The following is a 22731-nucleotide window of genomic DNA, read 5'->3' on the forward strand; positions in this document are numbered from 1 at the left end:
AAGATGGAATTCGCTTTCTATTTCGCATCGGGTATCGCAGTGGTGTCCACGCTTCGCGTGATCACCAACACCAACCCCGTGCACGCCCTGCTCTACCTGATCATTTCGCTGATCGCCGTGGCCATGACCTTCTTTGCCCTCGGCGCACCGTTCGCCGGTGTACTGGAAGTGATCGCCTATGCCGGCGCCATCATGGTGCTGTTCGTGTTTGTGGTGATGATGCTCAACCTGGGGCCGGCTTCGGTCGCCCAGGAACGCGTCTGGCTCAAGCCCGGCATCTGGCTCGGCCCGGTTGTCCTCGCAGCCCTGCTGCTGGGTGAACTGCTGTATGTGCTGTTCGCTCACCAGAGCGGCCAGGCCATCGGCCACACCACCGTGGATGCGAAAGCCGTGGGCGTCAGCCTGTTCGGCCCGTACCTGCTGGTGGTCGAACTGGCTTCGATGCTGCTGCTTGCCGCAGCCATCACGGCCTTCCACTTGGGCCGCAACGAAGCCAAGGAGCAATGACGATGCCTGCTATCCCCTTGGAGCATGGTCTGGCGGTCGCCGGCATCCTGTTCTGCCTTGGCCTGGTCGGCCTGATGGTTCGCCGTAACATTTTGTTCGTGTTGATGAGCCTGGAAATCATGATGAACGCTGCGGCACTGGCGTTCATCGTGGCAGGCGCACGTTGGGGCCAGCCGGATGGACAAGTCATGTTCATCCTGGTGATCAGCCTGGCAGCCGCCGAGGCCAGCATTGGCCTGGCGATCCTGCTGCAACTGTATCGTCGCTTCCACACGCTTGATATCGACGCTGCCAGTGAGATGCGCGGATGAACATGATCTTTCTGACTTTCGTATTTCCCCTGATCGGTTTCCTGCTGCTGTCGTTCTCTCGCGGACGCTGGTCGGAGAACCTCTCGGCCCTGATCGGCGTAGGCTCGATTGGCTTGTCGGCCATCGTTGCCGCCTACGTCATCTGGCAATTCAACGTAGCGCCGCCTGAAGGCGGTCACTACACCCTGGTGCTGTGGCAGTGGATGTCGGTGGAGGGCTTCAAGCCCAACTTCGCCCTCTATGTCGACGGCCTGTCGATCACCATGCTCGGCGTGGTGGTGGGTGTGGGCTTCCTGATCCACCTGTTCGCGTCCTGGTACATGCGCGGTGAAGCGGGCTACTCGCGCTTCTTCTCGTACACCAACCTGTTTATCGCCAGCATGCTGTTCCTCGTGCTGGGCGATAACCTGTTGTTCCTGTACTTCGGCTGGGAAGGCGTGGGCCTGTGCTCTTACCTGTTGATCGGTTTCTACTACAGCAACCGCAACAACGGTAACGCCGCACTCAAGGCGTTTATCGTCACGCGGATCGGCGATGTGTTCATGGCCATCGGCCTGTTCATCCTGTTCCAACAGGTGGGCACGCTGAACATCCAGGAACTGCTGGTGCTGGCACCGCAGAAATTCCAGGTCGGCGACTTCTGGATCACCCTGGCGACCCTGATGCTGCTGGGCGGCGCCGTGGGTAAATCCGCGCAACTGCCACTGCAGACCTGGCTGGCGGACGCGATGGCCGGTCCTACCCCGGTGTCGGCACTGATCCACGCCGCGACCATGGTCACCGCCGGTGTCTACCTGATTGCCCGTACACACGGCCTGTTCACCCTGGCGCCGGACATCCTGCACCTGGTCGGCATCGTCGGCGGCGTGACCCTGGTACTGGCCGGCTTTGCCGCGCTGGTCCAAACCGACATCAAGCGTATCCTCGCCTACTCGACCATGAGCCAGATCGGCTACATGTTCCTGGCCCTGGGCGTCGGCGCCTGGGACGCGGCGATCTTCCACCTGATGACCCACGCCTTCTTCAAGGCCCTGCTGTTCCTTGCTTCCGGTGCGGTGATCGTTGCCTGCCATCACGAGCAGAACATCTTCAAGATGGGTGGCCTGTGGAAGAAACTGCCACTGGCCTACGCCAGCTTCATCGTCGGTGGTGCCGCCCTGGCCGCCCTGCCGCTGGTGACCGCAGGCTTCTACTCCAAGGATGAAATCCTCTGGGAAGCGTTTGCCAGCGGTAACCATAACCTGCTGTACGCAGGCCTGGTGGGCGCGTTCATGACCTCGCTGTACACCTTCCGCCTGATCTTCATCACCTTCCACGGTGAAGCCAAGACCGAAGCCCACGCAGGCCATGGCATCTCGCACTGGTTGCCGCTGTCGGTGCTGATCATCCTGTCGACGTTCATCGGCGCGCTGATCACCCCGCCATTGGCCGGTGTACTGCCGCAAAGCGTCGGCCATGCCGGCGGCGCCGACAAGCACAGCCTGGAGATCGCCTCGGGCGCCATCGCCATCGCCGGTATCCTGCTCGCAGCCCTGCTGTTCCTCGGCAAGCGTCGCCTGGTAACCGCCGTGGCCAACAGTGGCATTGGCCGTTTCCTCTCGGCCTGGTGGTTCGCCGCCTGGGGCTTCGACTGGATCTACGACAAACTGTTCGTCAAACCTTACCTTGCGATCAGCCACGTGCTGCGCAAAGACCCGCTCGACCAGACCATCGGTTTGATCCCGCGCGCCGCCAAGGCCGGTCACACCGCCCTGAGCCGCAGCGAGACCGGCCAATTGCGTTGGTACGCAGCGTCCATGGCGGCCGGTGCCGTGCTGGTGATCGGCGCCATCGTGGTGGTGGCGGTATGACTATGAACTTTGCGAACTTTGCAAACTTGCGAAAGGAAACGAGCCTGTCATGATTCTGCCCTGGCTAATCCTGATCCCCTTTATCGGCGGCCTGCTCTGCTGGATGGGTGAACGCTTCGGCGCCACCCTCCCCCGCTGGATTGCGTTGCTGACCATGTCCCTGGAACTCGCGCTCGGCCTCTGGCTGTGGGCCCACGGCGACTATTCATTCGCTCCGGCACCGGGTGTCGATCCCACCTTCGCGCTTGAATTCAAGCACGTGTGGATCCAGCGCTTCGGCATCAACGTGCACCTGGCGCTGGACGGCCTGTCGCTGTTGATGATCCTGCTGACCGGCCTGCTGGGTATCCTCTCGGTACTCTGCTCGTGGAAAGAGATCCAGCGTCACGTGGGCTTCTTCCACCTGAACCTGATGTGGATCCTGGGCGGCGTTGTCGGCGTGTTCCTGGCGCTGGACCTGTTCATGTTCTTCTTCTTCTGGGAAATGATGCTGGTGCCGATGTACTTCCTCATCGCGCTCTGGGGTCACAGTTCTTCGGACGGCAAGAAAACCCGGATCTACGCGGCGACCAAGTTCTTCATCTTCACCCAGGCCTCCGGCCTGATCATGTTGGTGGCGATCCTAGGCCTGGTCCTGGTCAACTTCAACAGCACCGGCGTGATCACGTTCAACTACGCCGACCTGTTGAAGACCAAGATGTCGCTGACCACCGAGTACGTGCTGATGCTGGGCTTCTTCATCGCGTTCGCGGTGAAGCTGCCGGTGGTGCCGTTCCACTCCTGGTTGCCTGACGCTCACGCCCAGGCGCCGACGGCCGGTTCCGTCGACCTCGCCGGTATCCTGTTGAAAACCGCTGCCTACGGCCTGCTGCGTTTCGCACTGCCGCTGTTCCCGAATGCCTCGGCCGAATTTGCGCCGATTGCCATGACCCTGGGTCTGATCGGGATTTTCTACGGCGCGTTCCTGGCCTTTGCGCAAACCGACATCAAGCGTCTGATTGCTTTCTCGTCCGTTTCCCACATGGGTTTCGTACTGATCGGTATCTACTCCGGCAGCCAGCTGGCGCTGCAAGGCGCGGTGATCCAGATGTTGGCCCACGGTGTTTCGGCCGCTGCCCTGTTTATCCTGAGTGGTCAGCTGTATGAGCGCCTGCACACCCGTGACATGCGTGAGATGGGTGGCGTGTGGTCGCGCATCGCTTACCTGCCGGCAATCAGCCTGTTCTTCGCCGCTGCGTCCCTGGGCCTGCCGGGTACCGGTAACTTCATCGGCGAGTTCCTGATCCTGATGGGGGCCTTCGTGCAGACGCCGTGGATCAGTGCCATTGCTACCTCCGGCCTGGTGTTCGGTTCGGTCTACTCGCTGATCATGATCCACCGCGCCTACTTCGGCCCGGCCAAGTCCGACACCGTCCTGCAAGGGATGGATGCGCGCGAACTGATCATGGTGCTCGGCCTTGCGGTGCTGCTGATCTACATCGGCGTATACCCGCAGCCGTTCCTGGACACGTCTGCCGCCACGATGCATGGCGTGCAGCAGTGGTTCGGCACCGCCTTCTCTCAACTCGCTTCGGCCCGGTAAGAGCGCTATGGAATTCACGATCCAACACTTTATCGCGCTTGCGCCGCTGCTGATCACCAGCCTCACCATTGTGGTGGTGATGCTGGCGATCGCCTGGCGCCGCAATCATTCGCAAACGTTCCTGCTGTCCTGTGCCGGGTTGAACCTGGCCCTGCTATCGATCATCCCGGCCCTCAAGGTCGCGCCACTGGCGGTCACGCCATTGATGATGGTCGATGACTTCGCCCTGCTGTACATCGCCCTGATCCTGGTGGCGACCCTGGCCTGTGTCACGCTCGCCCATGCCTACCTCGGCGAAGGCGCCGCCGGCTACCCGGGCAACAAGGAAGAGCTGTACCTGCTGATTCTGCTGGCTGCGGCCGGCGGTATCGTGCTGGTCAGCGCGCAGCACCTGGCCGGCCTGTTCATCGGCCTGGAACTGCTGTCGATCCCGACCTACGGCCTGGTGGCGTATGCCTTCTTCAGCAAGCGCTCCCTGGAAGCCGGCATCAAGTACATGGTGCTGTCGGCCGCAGGTTCCGCGTTCCTGTTGTTCGGTATGGCCCTGCTCTACGCCGAAGCCGGCAGCCTGAGCTTCACCGGTATCGGCCACGCCCTGGCCGCCACCAACAGCCCGGCGCCAATCGCCCAGTTGGGCCTGGCAATGATGCTGATCGGCCTGGCGTTCAAGCTGTCGCTGGTGCCCTTCCACCTGTGGACCCCGGACGTGTACGAAGGCGCCCCGGCGCCCGTGGCCGCGTTCCTGGCCACGGCGTCGAAGGTTGCCGTGTTTGCGGTGATGGTGCGTCTGTTCCAGATCTCGCCTGCGGCCAACACCGGCGTGCTGAGCAACGTGCTGACCGTGATCGCCATTGCGTCGATCCTGTTCGGCAACCTGCTGGCGCTGACCCAGAACAACCTCAAGCGTCTGCTGGGTTATTCTTCCATCGCCCACTTCGGCTACCTGCTGATCGCCCTGGTGGCGAGCAAAGGCCTGGCCGTGGAAGCCATCGGCGTGTACCTGGTCACCTACGTGATCACCAGCCTGGGTGCGTTCGGCGTCATCACCTTGATGTCGTCGCCGTACAAAGGCCGTGACGCCGACGCCCTGTACGAATACCGCGGCCTGTTCTGGCGCCGTCCGTACCTGACCGCCGTGCTGACCGTGATGATGTTGTCCCTGGCGGGTATCCCGCTGACGGCCGGCTTTATCGGCAAGTTCTACATCGTCGCCACCGGCGTCGAGGCCCACCAGTGGTGGCTGGTTGCGTCACTGGTGCTGGGCAGCGCCATTGGTGTGTTCTATTACCTGCGCGTGATGGTCACCCTGTACCTGATCGAGCCGAACCTGCGCCGTGTGGACGCCGAGCTGCATTGGGAACAGAAGGCAGGCGGCGTGATGCTGCTGGCCATCGCCCTGCTCGCGTTCTTCCTGGGCGTGTACCCGCAACCGTTGCTCACCTTGGTGCAGCATGCGGTGCTGGGGGTTTGATCGTTTAGGTTGGTGCAGTAAAAAGAACGGCGCCCTTGGGCGCCGTTCTTGCGTCTCAGAGGGAAACAATAGAGATGCAGTGCAACCACTATCGTCTTCGCGGGCAAGCCCACTCCCACAGGGGTATGCATTCCAAATGTGGGAGCGGGCTTGCCCGCGAAGGCGCCTGAACGGGCACTACGGAAGCGCCTTACCTAATACACAACTCCGTCTGACATACGGTCCCAACTTCCTTTCTTAGAGTGACCCGCTCATACGCAATCTACGTAGGAGTGACTATGACTCGCGATACCGCTTCAGAGCTAATCGAAGGCTTCGACGCCCTGGCCGATGAACGCCAGGGCAAGATCACCCTGCGTACTCATAAGGCGCAGCTCAACAAGCTCGACCCCCTCACCGCCGGAGAAGTGGTTGCAGTGCGCCAGCAACTCAACCTCTCCCGGTCGGTATTCGCCATGTACCTGCGTACCAACACCCGCACCCTGGAGAACTGGGAACAAGGCCGGGCCAAGCCCAATGCACAGGCTGTCACGTTGATACGACTGGTGGCGCGTTTTCCCGAGACCGTGGCGCAACTTGCGGCACTGGGCTGACCTGAAACAGCTGCAAAAAAACGCCCCGAATGTTCGGGGCGTTTTTTATAGGGCAATAACGTCAGAACGCGATACCGACCTTCAAACCATACTCATCACGCTTGAGCTTGGTATTGTCGGCTACATAGGAATCGTCATCGAGCTTGTACTCGGTGCGGGTGTAGTACAGGCCCGCCATTACCGGCAGGTTGCCCTTCTGGTTCATCAGCAGGCTGACTTCGGCGTAAGGGTTGGTGCGGTCCTTGAGGTCCACGCTGTCGCTGCCGACGCCGTCCACCTTGAGTTTGGCGCGGCCATCAATGGTATGTCGGGCGCCGGCTTCAACGCGCAGGGTCATGTCATCGAACTGATGGTTGTAGCCCAGGGCAGCCTTGGCGAACGGCGACTTGTTGGTGAGCTTCAGGTCGTAGCCGTTGGTGTCCGGCTCGTAGCGGGTCCAGGTGTAGCCACCGCCGACGATCACGTCGACGAAGTTGCGTGCGTCCAGGGCGGCACGCCAGCCGAGGTCGAGGTCGGCCTGGCCTTCCTTGAGCTTGTTGTCGCTCTTTTCGCCGTACTTGGCTTCGATACCGGCCTGGTAGATGAAGCCGGATTCGGCAGTGAGCTTATTGCCGAAGTTGTAGAACAGGCCCGCCTCGGGCATGTGGTCCTTGTCGCTTTCGCTACCGCCTTCGAGTTTGAAGTCGTTATAGCTGCCGAGGATCCCGAAGGTGGAAATCGGGTCGGTAGACGGTGCCGCGAACACCACGCCTGGTGCCGCCACCAGGGCCAGCCACGAGGTGTTCTTGAGGAAGTTTCCGAATAGTTTGGACATCGTTTACATCTCCATTTTTTGAGTGGGCAAAGTATTCAGGAATCAGTTCGAACCTTCGCATTTGCAAAAAGTTCGAACGAATGTGCACCAACATGGAGAAAAAACGGTTCAGCGAAGGCTCTAGCTCAAGACTCTTGGCCATTGATGCGGACTGGATGCGTCACTACGTCGCGCGCCCGTGCGAATTGTCATTTTGAATGAACCTTTACGCGCGGCTGCCTATCCATCTATAACAAGACAGGGAGGCAACATGAGTACCGCAAAAATCTACACCATCAACTATCAACTGCACGGTAAACCCAAGTCTTTTGTAGTGCGCGCCGAGGTGATGAACAGCACCGAAGCCTGGCACTGGGCGGCCGTCGACGCCGACATCGCACACGTCAGCCGCATCGGCCGCGTGGGGCACGAGCAGGTGAAAAAGACCACTCGGCCCTGGGCGGAAAAATACGGCATCACCGATGTGAGCTGGAATCCTCCAAAATAAACGAAGCCCCGCACATTGCGGGGCTTTGGTTTACCTCTTCAAGTCGCCCAACGGATCGTAGGGCGGCTTTTTTTCCGGCTGTTTTTGCTTGTGCTGCTTTTGCTCGTCCAATGGCGCAATGGCCGGGCCAATGGGATCGACCTGCGGGTCAGACACATCCGGCGAATCGGGATCGAATCCCAGCTCATCCTTGCCGGTGGCGTGATCGTCGGAGCGTGGGCCGTTCGGGGGATTGCTCATACAGACCTCCTTGCTTACAACGGGCGGGCTTTGTCGTGGAGGTTTTCCAGGTCGTGTTCGGCCTGCTCCACATCATCGTTTTCGTCGCGCTCGGCCGGATCGTTGGGGCGCAGCGCATTGTTATCACGCTCCTCTTCACCGGGCGTGCGGTCGGGATTGGGCGTGCCTGGCGGCGGTTGCTTGTGTTCGGACATGATGGCTTACCTCATCGTGACTTCAGGATTTAGAGGAAACCCCGTTGGCCATCGTTCAACTTGATTGCGTGAAGCGTGAGAAGATGCCCTCCCGTGCTGGAGACCTGACCCGAATGTTCGAACTCAAACCCTGTGACCCTGCCCTCTATCGCCGACAAACCCGCCGCAGCACGCTGATCGTCGCCGTGGTATTCCTGGCCGTGGCCATGTTGTTGTCAGGCTTGGCGGTGATGCTGTTCGGTGAGCCTGGCGGGGACAACTTTCGCTTCAATGTCGGTGGCGTGTTTGCAGGGGTGTTGATCACCGTGGCTCTGGTGCGCGGCCCCTTCTGGCGCCAGCCCTGGCTGGCACCGGCGGTCTATGGCTGGCAGCTCAAGCGCAGCCTGATGAGCGTGACCAATGTGATGCACAAGGTCCGCGAACAGGTGCAGGCCGGGGACCCGAACGCTATCAAAGTGTTGCGCTTCTACCACTTGGCGCTGACGCAGATGCATGCCCTGGATGCAAACTCCAGCGCCCACGCGCAACTGGTCGGTGAGGTGGACGCACACAAGGACAAGATGCAGGCATTGGGGATCGATACCGAACAAACTCGCCTCGATCCGGCCTGGCTGGAGAGCATCAAAAACCGGTGAGCACTGCGTGTGCGCCATCAACAAGGGCTAAACTGTTCGTTTATAGGGCAATAAACGCAGGCCACTGGCGACAGCGCCGATCAGCGCAAACCCGCAACCCAGCCACAATGCCGAGACTGGGCCACTGTCCACAAACAGATGGAAACACAAGGCGACCAACGAGGCGCCAAGTGTCTGGCCCAGCAACCGCGAGATCGCCACGATGCCACTGGCCCCGCCGCTGCGGGCCAGGGGTGCACTGGTCATCAGCGCCTTGAGATTGGGTGACTGGAAAAAACCGAAACCGGCGCCACACAAGGCCATGCGCCAGCCGATATCGAAGGCCGAGGCATCATTGCTCAAGGTTGCCAGCGCGGCCATGCCGACACTGAGCATCAACAAGCCAATACCGCACAGCAAACCCAGTGACACGCGGTCAGCCAGGCGTCCCGCGACCAGGGCCATGACCGCCACCACGGCCGGCCACGGCGTCATCAGAAAGCCGGTCTCCACCTGGCTGTGGCCCAGCGCCGACTGCAACAGGAACGGCAATGCGACAAACGCCAGGCCCTGGGCACTGAAGGCGCAGATAGCGGTCAGCGATGACAACGCAAATACCGGGCGCTTGAACAGGTCCACTGCCAGCATCGGCGCCGGATGCCCGGCCTCGCGGCGCAGCAGTAAAGCGCCGAACACCAGCGCCAGCGCGATCAGGCCCAGGGTCAGCGCGCCTTGTGCGCCATGTACGGCGGCGCCCAGACCCAGGACCAACAAGGCGAACAAGCCGGCACATAACAGCGCCGCCAACCGATCAAACGCGTGCCCGGTGATCGGCAGCGTCGGTAACGAGCGCAGACCCAGGCCCAATGCCAGCAGCCCGAGTGGCACATTGATCAGGTACAGCCAATGCCAACTGGCCACTGAGAGAATCGCCGACGCGGCGGTGGGCCCGAGAGTGAACGCCAGCCCCACCACCAGCGAGTTATAGCCCAGGCCACGCCCGAGCATTTTCGCGGGGTAGATATGCCTGAGCAACGCGGTGTTGACGCTCATCAGCGCGGCCGCCCCCAGGCCCTGCGCCACCCGCGCGGCGGTGAGGGTCAGCAGCGAATCGGCCAGCCCGCACAATAACGACGAGACGATGAACAGCAGCAACCCGCCGAGGTATACGCGGCGATGCCCCAGCACATCGCTCAGCGAAGCAAACGGCAGCACGGTTGCAATAATCGCCAACTGATAGGCGTTGACCACCCAGATCACCGAGGCCGAGTCAGTACCGATGCCCTGCGCCAGTGTCGGCAAGGCGGTATTGACGATGGCAGTGTCCAGCGTCGCCATGCCGATGCCCAGGGAAAGGGCAATCACGGCTGGCAAGCGTTTATCGAGGGGCAGCCCATCGGCAACAGGAGACATGAACAATCCGCACAGGTGGCAAGGGTGCCTAGAGTACGGCCAGTGCGGATTTTTTTCAGCGTTCGTTGGCTTGCCTGTCAATCTTTTCATGTTGCCAAGGGCTGGCCAGGCCCGGCTCAATAAGTGATTTGCAGCGTGGTAATGGGCGGGTTCGGGCGGCAATGACAGGCTAACTGATCAGCCGCCATCTTCGGATTCCACGGCCCGATCACGCCGTCGCGCTTGCCGTTGTCATCCACTGAATCCAGCGCCTTCATGACGTTGTCACGCTTGAGCAGCTCGCGGGCCAGTTGGATTTCATTATCTTTCTGCGCGTCGCCGGTCAGCGAGCGTCCCGCCACTTCACGGATTTTATCCGTGGTTGCGTTCGGGGTCGTCGGGTGCTTGAACGCCTGGAAGTTATCGCCAAATGCCTTGGCCAGGTCCGAGTCCGACATCGATGAGTAATCCTTCGGATTCGGACGCGCCGGTGAAACGTTCACGGAAATGCGTGAGACCATCATGATTGAGTGCTCCTGGAAGTGTGCCGAGGTCGCTGTTAAGTGGCCAGCGTCCTCAGGTCAGTTCCAGGGTGCGCGCACCTTCAGAACGGCGTTGCCGGTGTGATCGCACTGAGGTCCAGACAGCCTTCTTTCAAGGGCGGGCACCAATAGTAGCCACCGGTCAACGGTGTGCTGATGCGATACAAACCATCGACAATCCCGTCTTCCAGTCCACTCATGCGGCGCAGTTGCGCTTCGAATGCGTCAAAGGAATGCCCGAACGCGAGAAACATCAGGCCCGCCTGACCGTTCTCGGCCCAGGGCATTGAACGACGCACCACGAACGCCTGCGGGGTGAAGCTTTCCTGGGCGGTGCGCTTGGTGTGGGCGGAATCGGGGGCGTCGTCGAGTTCTTCGTTGTCGCCATGGCGACGGCCGATGATGTGGTCGCGCTCCTGGGCGGGCAGCGCAGCGAACCCGTCAAGGTCGTGCTGCCACTGCTGGATGGCCGCGAAGCTGGCGCCGCCGTGTGTGAAGGCCGCTTCGACGGCCGCGTCGTCGTGAGGGTTTTCGGTGCCGTCCTCGTAGTCGGTCAGGTCGAAGCCGGTCTTGTAGCGAAAGCCTTCAGTCATCTGCACCAGGCGCAACGCCGGCGCCAGGGCTTTTTCGAACGCACGGCTGCGCAACAGCAATTCACCACGGTCCACGCCGTGCAACCATACCCACAGCGCCTGCTGAGTGGACGGGTTATGCGCGCCCGGGCCGCTGACGGCCGGGAAGCTACGCAACCCTTCGATGCCTGCGCCCAGCGCTTGTACCAGGGGTTCGCCGAAACCGACCACCGCCGCGGAATCCGTCAGCTGCACCAGCGCATCCAGCGCTGCGGGCAAGGCATCCAGGGACTCGAGGGCAAAAAACAGATGGCGTGCCTGCAACGGCACCGGTGCGGCAAGAATGCCCGGCTGGTAGTGACTCATGTGAACTCCTTCAGGAAAGCCGCGCAGTTTATCCCGAAGCCCGCGCAATGCGCAGGGGAAAGCGCGCAAGCCTTGCCACAGAGCCCTTGTATGGGTGACTCTCTAGTCATGTTTTGCAACTATTCCAGGGGTAGCGCCATGACCACCAGCAACCTGCTCGCCGAGCTGTTTCCCTCCACCCTCGCCGAAATCCCGGAGCAATTTCGCCTGGGGGCGCCGATTGAACAGCGTGATTACCTGGTCGATGGCCAGTTGCGCGTTTGGAATGGCCCGCTGGCTCGCGTGCAAAGCCCTGTGCAACTGGGCGACGAACGCGTGCACATCGGCAGCACGCCACTGCTGGACGCCGAGACCGCCCTCACCGCCCTCGACGCCGCCGTGCGCGCCTATGACCGGGGCCAGGGCAAGTGGCCGACCCTGCGCGTGGCCGACCGTATCCAGCATGTGGAAGCCTTCCTGCGGCGCATGCGCGAACAGCGCGACGCGGTGGTCAAGCTGCTGATGTGGGAGATCGGCAAGAACCTCAAAGACTCACAGAAGGAGTTCGACCGCACCTGCGACTACATCACCGACACCATCAACGCCCTCAAGGAACTCGACCGCCGCAGCAGCCGCTTCGAGCTGGAGCAGGACACCCTTGGGCAAATCCGCCGCGTGCCCTTGGGCGTGTCGCTGTGCATGGGGCCTTACAATTATCCGCTTAACGAAACGTTCACCACGCTGATCCCGGCGTTGATCATGGGCAATACCGTGGTGTTCAAGCCGGCCAAGCTCGGTGTGCTGTTGATCCGCCCGTTGCTGGAGGCGTTCCGCGACAGCTTCCCGGCCGGGGTGATCAACGTGATCTATGGCAGCGGCCGCGAAACCGTGAGCGCGCTGATGGCCAGCGGCAAGATCGATATCTTTGCCTTCATCGGCACCAACAAGGCCGCCAGCGACCTGAAAAAACTGCACCCCAAACCCCACCGCTTGCGCGCCGCATTGGGCCTGGATGCGAAAAACCCGGGCATCGTGCTGCCCGAGGTCGACCTCGACAACGCGGTCAGCGAAGCGCTCACCGGCTCGCTGTCGTTCAACGGCCAGCGTTGCACGGCCTTGAAGATCCTGTTTGTGCATGAGGATGTGGTCGACCGTTTTATCGAAAAATTCAACGCCAGGCTGGCGACGCTCAAACCCGGCATGCCCTGGGATGAAGGCGTGGCGCTGACCCCGCTGCCGGAAGTGGGCAAGGTGGATTACCTCAACGACCTGGTGGCCGATGCCGCGCAGCACGGCGCCCGGGTGGTGAATGCCGACGGCGGGGCGAGCCGTGGATCATTTTTCTACCCGGCCGTGCTGTACCCGGTGAACCCGCAGATGCGCGTGTACCACGAAGAACAATTCGGCCCCGTGGTGCCGATCGTGCCCTACCGTGACCTGGAGACGGTGATCGACTACGTACTGGACTCCGACTTCGGCCAGCAATTGAGCCTGTTCGGCACCAACGCCGTGGAGATCGGACGGCTGGTGGACACCTTCGCCAACCAGGTCGGCCGGATCAATATCAACGCCCAGTGCCAGCGCGGGCCGGACACCTTCCCCTTCAACGGACGCAAGAACTCGGCCGAGGGCACGTTGTCGGTACATGACGCGTTGCGCGTGTTCTCGATCCGCACCCTGGTGGCGACCAAGTTCCAGGAAAGCAACAAGGCGTTGCTCGGCGAGATCCTGCGCAACCGTGACTCGAGCTTCATCAGCACCGACTACATCTTCTAAGATCACCTCGGTCAAACATGTGGGAAGGGGCTTGCCCTGATGCCAGGCAGTTAAGACTTTTTGTAGGAGCGAGCTTGCTCGCGAAAAACTCACAGGCACCGCGTTCATTCAGACAGCACGCGTTATCGTTGACGCTTTTCGCGAGCAAGAGCTAGGCGCCCCCCTCGCTCCCACAGACGGCGGTGTACGTTTGACTGACTGACATTAGAGCAAGCCCCTCCCACATTGGATCGGGTTTGCCCTGACTAATGAGCCCCAATACCGATGAACCTGCCCCTCTTTGCCCGGCGTCTGCTGCGGCCTTTGCTGGACCCGTACCGGCGCTATCGCCACGCCAAGCTGATCCATGCCGTGCGCGTGTCCATTGGCTTGCTGGCGACGATCCTGCTGACCACCGGCCTCAACCTGCCCCATGGCGAATGGGCGTCGGTGACCATGCTGATCGTGATCGGCGGTTTGCAGCACCATGGCAATATCGGCAAGAAAGCCGTGGAGCGTGCGTACGGTACGCTGATCGGCGCCAGCGTCGGGTTGCTGCTGGTGGTGCAAAAAGCCTATTTCGGCCAGCCCTTCCTGACGTACCTGCTGATGTCAGCGGTGTGCGGGTTCTTTTCCTACCATGCCATCGGCAAGGGCGGTTATATCGCGCTGTTGTCGGCGATCACGGTATTTATCGTGGCCGGGCACGGCGACAACCCGATCTCCGATGGCCTGTGGCGCACCGTCGACATCCTGATCGGCATCGCCCTGGCCCTGGCGTTTTCCTTCGCCCTGCCGCTGTACGCGGTGTACTCGTGGCGCTACAACCTGGCCAGCGCCCTGCGCGATTGTGCGGCGATCTACAGCCGCATCATCAATGGCCAGTCGGTGACCGACGATGAACACCTCAAGCTGCTCAACCGCTTGAACGCGGCGATGCTGCAACTGCGCTCGCTGATGCCGTCGGTGTCCAAGGAAGTGCGGATTTCCATGACCGAGCTGGACAAACTCCAGCGACACCTGCGCATGTGCATCAGCACCCTGGAAATTCTTGGCAATACCCGACCGGACCCACGCGATGAACAAGCCAGCGCCCGCATGCGCCTGACGCTCAAGGCCGAGCACCGGCAGATTCGGGTTCAATTGGTGGGCATGGCACGGGCGTTGAAATCGGGCGTCACGGAGCGCCTGGACCGCTCCCAGAATACCAGCGCTGTCCAGACACCCTTGGACGCTCCGGTGTACAGCGCACTGGACGGCTATCGGTTGTTGACCGTGCAACTGGCGGCCAACGTGGATCAGATGCGTCAGCGCCTGGCGAAAAGTGCCCCTCGCTGGAAAATTTAGCGTTCGCTACGGGCGTCAGTTTGTCTGCGTTAACGTATTCATACTTTCTCTTACATATTTTTCACGTTTTATTCACAAGCCAGGACGTAGTGTGAAGCCTCATCCGTTACAAACGTTGCATATCAAGCCCGCCGCCCCAGCGGGCTTTTTTTTGCCCTGGAGTTGGCCTAGCGCGCAACCTTGGCGGCGGGTGCATTCGCTTGCTCACGAATCGCCCGCTGGGTCTCCAGCACTTTGGCCAACGCAGTCTCGGCCTCGGCGCTTTGCTGCGGCACCCGAATCGCCGCCGACACCAGGGTAATCAGCTTGGCCATCACCTCGGCGTCCGTGGCCGGGCGGCCCAGGCTCATGGAGTTCATCAGCAGGCGCAATTCGGTGCCGGCCATCACCCCGGAAATCGCCTTGAGGGCAAATTGCAGGCGCACACCCAATTCGTTGCGCGGCAGGTCCGGCAGCGCCAGGGCAAACGCTTCGAAGAAACGCTGGAACACCGGCTGGTAATGGACCTTGAGGTATTCCTGGATAAAGGGCGAGGTGTCGCTATAGACCCGGCCCAGGAAGCGAATGAACGAACGCCCTTCCCCGCTGGCGGGATCGCTGCGCTCCATCCCCATGGCGGGAGCGAACAGCACACCCAGCAGCGTGTCGCAGTCGAGCGGGCCGTCAGCTTGGGCCTCACAACGCGCCAGCAACTCCAGGCGTTGCTCATTGAGCGGCTCGAGGCGCTGCATCAAGAGGGTTTTCATCAGGGAATCCTTGTCCCCGAAGTGGTAGTTCACCGCAGCCAGGTTGACTTGGGCACGCTCGGTAATCTGCCGTAATAAAACGGCGTCATATCCGTACTTAATAAAGAGCGCCTCTGTCGCATCCAGCAGTCGAGTCTTGGTAATGTTTGGAGCGCTGAGTTTCTTCGCGGCCATAGGGGTTCCACGGGGGGAAATATTGTTTTAAAAAATATTTTGATTTTTTATACCGGGGCCTTCGTTCGAATGCAAGTAATGACACGGTGCCATATGGACCAGAGCCTTCGCATGCCGCGACGTCGGAGGTGAGCAACGGCTTTTTACACACTGCGCGATGGGTTTGAAGAGGCCATTTCGGTGCATCAAACCGCTCTAAATCCACCGCTGGCGAAGCGCGATGAACGCAGTTACTATTCAAACAATTTTTTAAAAACAAGAAAATAATGAGTTCCTGACGGGCACTGGCAACCCCCCAACTTGTTACAAAGATTTACGGGGCAGCAGCGTACCGTTGAGACGGCAGGCGTAGTCATGATCACAGAGCCCCCCGCGCAACCCAGTTTGATCTCCTTGAAGGGCATCGGCAAAAGCTATCAGCTTGCCGGGCAACACCTGTCCATTCTCAATGACGTATGCCTGTCCATCGCCAGCGGTGACAGCTGCGGCATCCTCGGGGCGTCCGGCTCCGGCAAAAGCACCCTGCTCAATATCCTCGGGCTGCTGGACCTGCCCAACTGCGGCCAGTACCGCTTCGCCGGTCACGATATTTTCAACAGCAGTCCCGATGAACTGGCGGCGATCCGCAACCAGCAGATCGGTTTCGTGTTCCAGAGCTTCAACCTGCTGCCGCGCCTCAGCGCTCTGGACAACGTGGCGCTGCCCCTCAGTTACCGTGGCGTATCCCGCCATGAATCGGTGGAACAGGCCTTGCGCATGCTTGATCAGGTCGGCCTGGCCGAGCGCGCCCACCACCGCCCGGCCGACCTTTCCGGTGGCCAGCGCCAGCGTGTCGCCATCGCGCGGGCGCTGGTCGGCAAGCCCTCGGTAATCCTCGCCGACGAACCCACCGGCAACCTCGACAGCAGCACCGCCCAGGACATCATGGACCTGCTGCTGGCGCTCAATCGCGAGCAACAGGTGACGCTGATCATCGTCACCCACGATGCGCATATCGCCGAGCGGCTGGAGCGCAAGATCCTGGTGCGCAACGGCGTGGTGCACGAGGCCGAGCGCCTATGAGCCTGCGGGTCGAACAGAGTCTGAGCCAACTGCTGCATGAAGCCTTCATCAGCCTGCGTACCCTGGGCAAACGCTCGGTGCTGGCGCTGCTGGGTATCGTGATCGGCAGTTCGTCGGTGGTCGCCTTGATCAATATCGGCCATAACGCTGCGGTGGATGCCGCCATGATTTTCAAGGACATGGGCACCGACACCCTGGTCGTCCAGTTCCCGCCCAAAGGCAGCGCCAATGTGCCGATGCGCACCCGGCTCGACCTGGGCGCGGTGCGCCAGACCGTACCGGGCATTGCGCACATCGGCGCGCTCAGCCTGTTCAGCGGGCCCATTGTGTTCCATGGGCGCACCGCCAATGCCAACTTCGTCGGCAGCACCCCGGATGTGCGGGCCGCCATGCGCCTGGCGGTGCGTGAAGGGCGTTTCCTGTCGGCCTTCGATGCCAACCAGACCTATGCGGTGATCGGTGACCAGGTCGCCCAGGCTCTCGGCGCACCCGGTGAACCGCTCAAAACGGGCGACCGCGTGCGCATCAACGACTACCTGTTCCTGATCATCGGCATTCTGCAGAACCAGCCACGCGCGATGCTGATGCCGGTGCAAGCCAATGAATCGCTGTTCATTCCCGCCGAGGGCATGCGGCGTATCTTTGCCAACCCGCAGATCAACAACCTGATCATCCGTGCCCGGCCAGGCCAGGACATGGAACGTGTGGCACGGGACGCCGCCGCTGCGTTGCAACCGCAACTGACCGAGCACAACGTCGACATCACGGTGCCCCAGCAAATGATCGATGGCATGACCCGCCAAAGCCGCACCTTCGCGTACCTGCTGCTGGCCCTCGGCGCGATTTCCCTGGTGGGCGGCGGTGTGGGGGTGATGAATGTGATGCTGATGAACGTGTCCGAGCGCCGTCGCGAGATCGGCATCCGCATGGCCCTGGGCGCTCGGCAACGGGATATCCGCAACCTGTTCCTGCTCGAAGCCGTCACCTTGACCGCCGTCGGCGCGCTGTGCGGCGCGGTGCTCGGCATGACCGCCGCCTGGTTCTACGCCTGGCTGTCGGGCTGGGTATTTTCCCTGGCGGTGGCCGCCCTGCCCCTGGGCGTGGGCAGCACATTGCTGGTGGGGTTGTTCTTTGGCATCTACCCGGCGGTCTCGGCCTCACGCCTGCAGCCGGTGGAGGCCTTGCGCGATGAGTAAATGGTTACTGCTGCTGGCGCTGCTCAGCCTGCCCGCCGGGGCCGCCGAGGTGGTGATCAAACCCTCGGCGCCCAGCACCACCCGCAGCGGCTATGATCGCGGCGTGTCGCTGAACGCCCAGGTGACCACCCTGACCCTGGGCGACGCCGTGTACCTGGGCCTGCGCAACAACCCGGCGATCCGCAGCGCCTACCTGCAGCGGGTCGCGCAGAAGTTCGACCTGCGGGTCGCCGAAGACGTGTTCAACCCCAAGCTCACCCTCAACAGTTACTACCGGGGCACACGCGGTTCCCAGGACAGCGCGCGCAACGCCAACCTGGCGCCGTCCACCAGCCTGCTCGGCGAATACGGCACCCGCCTGAGCATGGCCTGGACCCAGCAACTGAACAACGCCGACCGTGCCGGCCGTTACCGCAGCGACGGCCTTGACCTGGCCATCATCCAGCCGTTGATGCGTGGCGCCGGCTGGGACGCCACCACCGCGCCGCTGCGCCTGTCGCGCCTGGCGGAACAGGCCAACCGTCTCAACCTCAAGGCCACCGTGGCACAAACCATCAGCCAGATCATCGCCACCTACCGCGAGTTGCTGCGGGCCCAGGAGCAGCAGGTGATCGTGCAGGACGCGCTCAAGCGCTCCAACACCTTGCTGGAGGTGAACAAGGCGTTGATCAGTGCCGGGCGCATGGCCGAATTCGAGATTGTGCAGACCGAAGCCGACATCGCCACCCAGCAATTGGGCGTGGAGGAAGCGCAGAACCAGCTCGATACCAGTCGCCTGGCCCTGCTGCGCCTGCTGGCCTTGGACCTGTCCACACCGATTCGCGCCACCGAAGCGCTGGAAGCCCGGCCCATGGAAATCGACAAGCGCCAGGCGTTCAACCTCGCGCAAACCCAGCAACCGGAATACCTTGCCGCCCTGCTCGGCAGCCAGCGGGCCGACCTCAATCTGGTGATCGCCAAGGATTCGGGACGCTGGCAAGTGGACCTGGTGGCGGGCGCGAACCAGGTGCGCGACGCCAACGACAGCGATAATGGCCGCACCCATAACCGCAACTGGGACAGCTACGCCGGCGTGCAGGTGCAGATTCCCATCGGCGATATCAGCACGCGCCAGGCCGAAGTCAGGGCCCGGGTGGATGTCGAGGACCAGGAAATCCGTATCACCGACGCCCGCCAGGAACTCGAGCGCGCCGTCAACGATGTGGTGCGCGACCTCGGCACCCGCTGGCGCCAGTACGAGATCGCCCAGCGCGCCGTGGACCTGTCGCGGCGCAAGATCGAGATTGAACGGGAAAAACTCAGCGCCGGGCGCTCCACCAACTTCCAGGTGTTGAGTTTCGAAACTGACCTGCGCAACGCCGAAAACGCGCGGCTCAATGCGCTGATCGCTTATTTGAACGCTCAGACCCAGCTTGACTTGACGCTGGGCATGACCCTGGAAAGTTGGGAAATCGCCCTCAATGACTACTAATCGCAAACGCCTGCTGGGCGCGGTATTGATTCTGCTGGTGGCAGGCCTCGGGCTGGCCCTGCGCCCCTCGGCCGAAAGTCCGGCCGCCACCGGTGAACAGTGGCTGGCGGTAAAGCCCGACGCGCTGGTACATCAGATCGGCCTGGTGGGCAAGATCGAGCCCGACACCACCGTCACCCTCACCGCACCGTTCGACGGCAATGTACTGGTCAATCTGGTCGAGCAAGGCCAGCGCGTCGAGGCCGGCCAGGTGCTGTTGCGCATGGACCCGGCCACCCTCGAAGTGCAACTGCGCGACGCCCTCTCGGCCCAGCTCAAGGCGCGACGCACCGTGCAGGAAATGCAGGACTGGGACAGCAGCGCCGCCGTCAGCCGCGCCCGGCGCAGCCTGCGCACCGCAGAAATGAACGCCGGCAACACCCGGCGCAAGCTGACCGAAAGCGAAAACCTGTTCAAGCGCGGCATCATTCCGCGCAACGAACTCGACGACCTCAAGCAACAGACCCAGCAGCAGCAACTGGACCTGGCAGCGGCGCGCAGTGAACTGCAACAGGCGCTGGAACAGGGCAAGGGCGAATACCGACAGATCGCCGATATGGAGCTGACCAACGCCACGGTCAAATACGACGCCCTGCACAAGCTGCTCGAGGGCAAGGAGGTCAAGGCGCCCTTCTCCGGCATCGTCGTGCCCGCACCCGGCAACAGCACGGCCTCCCCAAGCGGCGCCAGCAACAACGCACCGGTACAAGCCGGCAGCAAGGTCAGCCAAGGCCAGGTGTTGTTTGGCCTGGCCAATATCGAACGCTTGAAAATCGTCGCCAGGGTCTCCGAACTGGACATCAATCAACTGCACCAGGGCCAGGCGGTGGAGGTGATGGGGGATGGTTTTGACGGTGAGCGGCTGACCGGTTCGGTGAGCGTGGTCAGCGGCCTGGCAATCGCCAATGACAGCCAGGGCAGCGCGCAGTTTCCGGTGACGTTGTCGATCCCCAGCCTCACGCCGCAGCAATTGCAGCAAGTGCGCCTGGGAATGAGCGCGCGGTTGACCATTGTGACGTACAACAATGCGCAGGCGATTGTGGTGCCAAGCGAGGCGATCCAGGCGGACAACATCGTCGAGTACCGTGCGGCGATGGACCAGCCGGTGGAACGGGTGAAGGTGACAACCGGGCAATCGACGCCCCAGGGCGTTGAAGTGTTTGGCCTCAAGCCCGGACTGGTGAAAATCTCAAAATAAATGCAGATCCAAATGTGGGAGGGGGCATCAGAGCCTGCTCCCCTCCCACATTTAAATTTGCGTGAGCCTGGCGGCCAGCGCCTTGGCCTGGATCGCCACATCCGTCACCGCCGTGCTCTCCCACCACATCCCGCGCAGCGGCGGGCCCATGGCGAACAGCCGCCCGCTCACCTGGCCCTGGGCATCCAGCACCGCGCCTGAAGTGTCCGCCGCAATCCCCAGCGCCAACGGCCCAGGCTGGACCAACCCGCGCTTGAGCAATTGTTGCGGCAACGGCCGGGCCACGCGGCGCCAGTCGTATTCGATGCCGCTGGAATTGATCAGCGCCGCGCCGGATACCGGGGTGAGGCTCTGCTCGCCACGATAACGCACGCCAATGGTTACGCCGCTGGCCGAAGGCACCAGCCCCTTGAACGACGCGGCGTGAATCCGCAACCGCCCCTGCGCGTGCAACCGCTCCACCAACTGCGCACTCAACGGCGGCGAACGGTGGTGGTGACTCTCCCACCACGGCCGCACATGCCGCACGAACTGACGCTTCTCGCGTTCGCTCGCCTGGCTCCACAACCGGGCGATATGCACCCGGACCGTGTCCAGGGGCGCCTGCCAATCCACGCCCTGATCGAGCGCCCTGCGGCATTGGCGCCGCACTTCACGCAACAGTTGCCGAGGGCTGCGCAGCGTGTGATCGGCACCGAGAAAATCCTCCCAGCCCGGCGGCTGGCGGCGCACATGGGGCAACAGGCCATGGCGCGAGAACACCTCGATCGGCCCGCGATGCCCTGCTTGTTCCAGGGAGACCACGGCATCCACCATGGTCAGCCCGGAGCCGATGATCAGCACGCTTGATTGCGGGTCGAGCCGGGTCATGGCCTGTACATCCCAGGGGTCCAGCGCCGCCGCGTTCACGCCGCTGGATTCGGTCTGCGGCGTACGCGCCGCCGGGAACATGCCGGTGGCCAATACGGCAAAGGTGCCCCGCAGGCGTTCGCCGTAATCCAGGGTCAACAGGACGCCGGCCGCGTCGATGTGCACGTCGACCGCCTCTGCACGGACATGCTCGACGGTGGATGCGGACAGCGCTTCGGCCTGCGCCAGGCGCTGCTGCACGTACAGGCCAAAAATACCCCGTGGCGGGAACAGTTCGCTGATGGGCACCGGCTGTTGCGCCGACTCCGGCCACCCGCCGGCGCCAATGTAGTCGGTGAGCCATTGGGTCAGGTCATCGGCATTGTCCGGGTCGACACTCATGCGCGCCGCATTGCCGTTCAGGGTATGACCCAGTTCGACCGCACTGTAGGCCTCGCCGCGCCCCAGTTGCGCACGCGGTTCGATCACCAGCAGGCGCCGCCGGCCCGGCAGGCGCAGCAGTTGCACCGCCAGCATCGTCCCGCTCAGGCCGCCGCCGATGATCAATACATCAGCGTTGCGGATGGATTCACTCATGCACCTTCGCCCTTACTGTTTGCCCAGGTAAATGTCATGCAAGTCACCCCGTCCCAGCAGCTCGGCGGCACTGCCACTCAACACCACTCGCCCAGTATCCAGCACGTAGCCCCGGGACGCATAGGTGAGCGCGACATTGATATTCTGTTCGGCGATCAAAAAGCTCACCTGTTGCTCGCGGTTGAGCTGCGCGATGATCGCGAAAATCTCCTGCACGATCATCGGCGCCAGGCCCATCGACGGCTCGTCGAGCAACACCAGGGTCGGACGGGTCATCAACGCCCGGCCAATGGCGACCATTTGCTGCTCGCCACCGGAGGTCAGGCCGGCGCGGGTGTGGCGCTTGGTCTTGAGCCTGGGGAACCAGGTGTAGATGCGCTCCAGATCCTCAGCCAGTTCCCGGCGGCTCAGGCGCCGCACAAAGCCGCCGCTGCGCAGGTTGTCTTCCACCGTGAGCTGGCCGAACACATGCCGGCCTTCCAGCACATGCACCATGCCCCGGCGTACCCGTTGGCTGGGCTCTACGCCCGCCAGGTTCAGGCCTGCGTAGTCGATCCGGCCACGGCTGACTTCGGCGCGCTCGGCCCGCACCAGCCCGGAAACGGCCTTGAGGGTGGTGCTTTTGCCGGCGCCATTGGCGCCGAGCAACGCAACGATTGCGCCCTTGGGCACACACAGCGACACCCCGGCCACCGCCAGGATCGCCCCGTCATAGATCACTTCGATGTCATCGACCGTCAGCAGCGCCGGGTGCCCGGGCTCGGTGGCAGGCTGGCTCATGGT

At 62.2% G+C, this 22731-nt stretch carries 23 protein-coding genes; 14 read left to right on the top strand and 9 right to left on the bottom strand.

Features of this window, described 5'->3' with window-relative positions; genetic code table 11:
* Positions 1 to 3 precede the first annotated feature (3 nt).
* The 6 genes from nuoJ (at position 4) to BOP93_RS16165 (ending at position 6314) form a co-directional block, all read left to right on the top strand.
* Positions 4 to 507, top strand: coding sequence for an NADH-quinone oxidoreductase subunit J (nuoJ, locus tag BOP93_RS16140; protein ID WP_065884950.1), 504 nt, complete (start codon positions 4 to 6; stop codon positions 505 to 507).
* A gap of 2 nt (positions 508 to 509) precedes the next feature.
* Positions 510 to 818, top strand: coding sequence for an NADH-quinone oxidoreductase subunit NuoK (gene nuoK / locus BOP93_RS16145; protein WP_003174727.1), 309 nt, complete (start codon positions 510 to 512; stop codon positions 816 to 818).
* The gene (gene nuoL, locus BOP93_RS16150) at positions 815 to 2668 is read left to right on the top strand and encodes an NADH-quinone oxidoreductase subunit L (protein WP_065894935.1); all 1854 of its coding nucleotides are present in this window, start codon (positions 815 to 817) and stop codon (positions 2666 to 2668) included. Before nuoK ends, nuoL begins: the two co-directional genes overlap by 4 nt.
* A gap of 49 nt (positions 2669 to 2717) precedes the next feature.
* The gene (gene nuoM, locus BOP93_RS16155) at positions 2718 to 4250 is read left to right on the top strand and encodes an NADH-quinone oxidoreductase subunit M (protein WP_065884948.1); all 1533 of its coding nucleotides are present in this window, start codon (positions 2718 to 2720) and stop codon (positions 4248 to 4250) included.
* Positions 4251 to 4257: 7 nt separating this feature from the next.
* Positions 4258 to 5721: an NADH-quinone oxidoreductase subunit NuoN gene (gene nuoN, locus BOP93_RS16160; RefSeq protein ID WP_104503413.1), complete on the top strand. Its 1464-nt coding sequence runs from the start codon at positions 4258 to 4260 to the stop codon at positions 5719 to 5721.
* 278 nt (positions 5722 to 5999) lie between these two features.
* Positions 6000 to 6314, top strand: coding sequence for a helix-turn-helix domain-containing protein (locus BOP93_RS16165; RefSeq protein WP_104503414.1), 315 nt, complete (start codon positions 6000 to 6002; stop codon positions 6312 to 6314).
* Positions 6315 to 6375: 61 nt separating this feature from the next.
* Here BOP93_RS16165 and BOP93_RS16170 read toward each other — a convergent pair whose 3' ends face one another.
* The gene (locus BOP93_RS16170; RefSeq protein ID WP_065894933.1) at positions 6376 to 7128 is read right to left on the bottom strand and encodes an outer membrane beta-barrel protein; all 753 of its coding nucleotides are present in this window, start codon (positions 7126 to 7128) and stop codon (positions 6376 to 6378) included.
* A 250-nt stretch (positions 7129 to 7378) separates the two neighbouring features.
* On the opposite strand from BOP93_RS16170, the gene BOP93_RS16175 reads away from it, so the two are divergent.
* On the top strand, positions 7379 to 7615 hold the full coding sequence (locus tag BOP93_RS16175) for a DUF6555 family protein (RefSeq protein WP_065884944.1): 237 nt from the start codon (positions 7379 to 7381) through the stop codon (positions 7613 to 7615).
* A 30-nt stretch (positions 7616 to 7645) separates the two neighbouring features.
* Here BOP93_RS16175 and BOP93_RS16180 read toward each other — a convergent pair whose 3' ends face one another.
* Together BOP93_RS16180 and BOP93_RS16185 are read right to left on the bottom strand one after the other, a co-directional pair.
* Positions 7646 to 7855 carry a DUF6021 family protein gene (locus BOP93_RS16180; protein ID WP_104503415.1) on the bottom strand — a complete coding sequence of 70 codons (210 nt, stop codon included), beginning with the start codon at positions 7853 to 7855 and terminating at the stop codon, positions 7646 to 7648.
* A gap of 14 nt (positions 7856 to 7869) precedes the next feature.
* Entirely contained in the window at positions 7870 to 8049 is a 180-nt protein-coding gene (locus tag BOP93_RS16185; protein WP_104503416.1) for a hypothetical protein, read from the bottom strand.
* A 113-nt stretch (positions 8050 to 8162) separates the two neighbouring features.
* On the opposite strand from BOP93_RS16185, the gene BOP93_RS16190 reads away from it, so the two are divergent.
* Positions 8163 to 8684: a DUF3087 domain-containing protein gene (locus tag BOP93_RS16190; RefSeq protein ID WP_104503417.1), complete on the top strand. Its 522-nt coding sequence runs from the start codon at positions 8163 to 8165 to the stop codon at positions 8682 to 8684.
* Between the two features lie 27 nt (positions 8685 to 8711).
* Here the strand turns inward: BOP93_RS16190 and BOP93_RS16195 are convergent, their stop codons facing one another.
* The 3 genes from BOP93_RS16195 to BOP93_RS16205 all read right to left on the bottom strand — a co-directional run bounded on the left by BOP93_RS16195 (position 8712) and on the right by BOP93_RS16205 (position 11535).
* Entirely contained in the window at positions 8712 to 10076 is a 1365-nt protein-coding gene (locus BOP93_RS16195) for an MFS transporter (protein WP_104503418.1), read from the bottom strand.
* 116 nt (positions 10077 to 10192) lie between these two features.
* Positions 10193 to 10579 (bottom strand): hypothetical protein, encoded by a 387-nt coding sequence (locus BOP93_RS16200; protein ID WP_157943511.1) that lies wholly within the window; start codon positions 10577 to 10579, stop codon positions 10193 to 10195.
* 80 nt (positions 10580 to 10659) lie between these two features.
* Positions 10660 to 11535, bottom strand: a complete 876-nt coding sequence (locus tag BOP93_RS16205) for a Dyp-type peroxidase (protein WP_104503420.1) — start codon at positions 11533 to 11535, stop codon at positions 10660 to 10662.
* 138 nt (positions 11536 to 11673) lie between these two features.
* Between BOP93_RS16205 and BOP93_RS16210 the strand changes: the two genes are divergently transcribed.
* Both BOP93_RS16210 and BOP93_RS16215 read left to right on the top strand, forming a co-directional pair.
* Positions 11674 to 13290 (top strand): NADP-dependent glyceraldehyde-3-phosphate dehydrogenase, encoded by a 1617-nt coding sequence (locus BOP93_RS16210; protein ID WP_104503421.1) that lies wholly within the window; start codon positions 11674 to 11676, stop codon positions 13288 to 13290.
* A 264-nt stretch (positions 13291 to 13554) separates the two neighbouring features.
* Entirely contained in the window at positions 13555 to 14616 is a 1062-nt protein-coding gene (locus BOP93_RS16215) for an FUSC family protein (RefSeq protein ID WP_104503422.1), read from the top strand.
* Between the two features lie 167 nt (positions 14617 to 14783).
* Here BOP93_RS16215 and BOP93_RS16220 read toward each other — a convergent pair whose 3' ends face one another.
* Complete coding sequence (locus tag BOP93_RS16220) at positions 14784 to 15536, bottom strand: TetR/AcrR family transcriptional regulator (protein ID WP_104503423.1); 753 nt, start codon at positions 15534 to 15536, stop codon at positions 14784 to 14786.
* Between the two features lie 354 nt (positions 15537 to 15890).
* Between BOP93_RS16220 and BOP93_RS16225 the strand changes: the two genes are divergently transcribed.
* The 4 genes from BOP93_RS16225 to BOP93_RS16240 are packed head-to-tail and all read left to right on the top strand — an operon-like array spanning position 15891 to position 20502.
* Positions 15891 to 16598, top strand: coding sequence for an ABC transporter ATP-binding protein (locus BOP93_RS16225; protein WP_104503424.1), 708 nt, complete (start codon positions 15891 to 15893; stop codon positions 16596 to 16598).
* Entirely contained in the window at positions 16595 to 17794 is a 1200-nt protein-coding gene (locus BOP93_RS16230) for an ABC transporter permease (protein ID WP_104503425.1), read from the top strand. Before BOP93_RS16225 ends, BOP93_RS16230 begins: the two co-directional genes overlap by 4 nt.
* Positions 17787 to 19265 carry a TolC family protein gene (locus BOP93_RS16235; RefSeq protein ID WP_065897537.1) on the top strand — a complete coding sequence of 493 codons (1479 nt, stop codon included), beginning with the start codon at positions 17787 to 17789 and terminating at the stop codon, positions 19263 to 19265. Before BOP93_RS16230 ends, BOP93_RS16235 begins: the two co-directional genes overlap by 8 nt.
* The gene (locus BOP93_RS16240) at positions 19255 to 20502 is read left to right on the top strand and encodes an efflux RND transporter periplasmic adaptor subunit (protein ID WP_104503426.1); all 1248 of its coding nucleotides are present in this window, start codon (positions 19255 to 19257) and stop codon (positions 20500 to 20502) included. The genes BOP93_RS16235 and BOP93_RS16240 overlap by 11 nt, the downstream gene beginning before the upstream one ends.
* A gap of 51 nt (positions 20503 to 20553) precedes the next feature.
* On the opposite strand, the gene BOP93_RS16245 is transcribed toward BOP93_RS16240, so the two are convergent.
* Positions 20554 to 21948: an FAD/NAD(P)-binding protein gene (locus BOP93_RS16245; protein ID WP_104503427.1), complete on the bottom strand. Its 1395-nt coding sequence runs from the start codon at positions 21946 to 21948 to the stop codon at positions 20554 to 20556.
* A gap of 12 nt (positions 21949 to 21960) precedes the next feature.
* On the bottom strand, positions 21961 to 22728 hold the full coding sequence (locus BOP93_RS16250) for an ABC transporter ATP-binding protein (RefSeq protein WP_104503428.1): 768 nt from the start codon (positions 22726 to 22728) through the stop codon (positions 21961 to 21963).
* Between the last annotated feature and the right edge of the window lie 3 nt (positions 22729 to 22731).

The organism is Pseudomonas orientalis (assembly GCF_002934065.1).
Classification (GTDB): Bacteria; Pseudomonadota; Gammaproteobacteria; order Pseudomonadales; family Pseudomonadaceae; genus Aquipseudomonas; species Aquipseudomonas orientalis_A.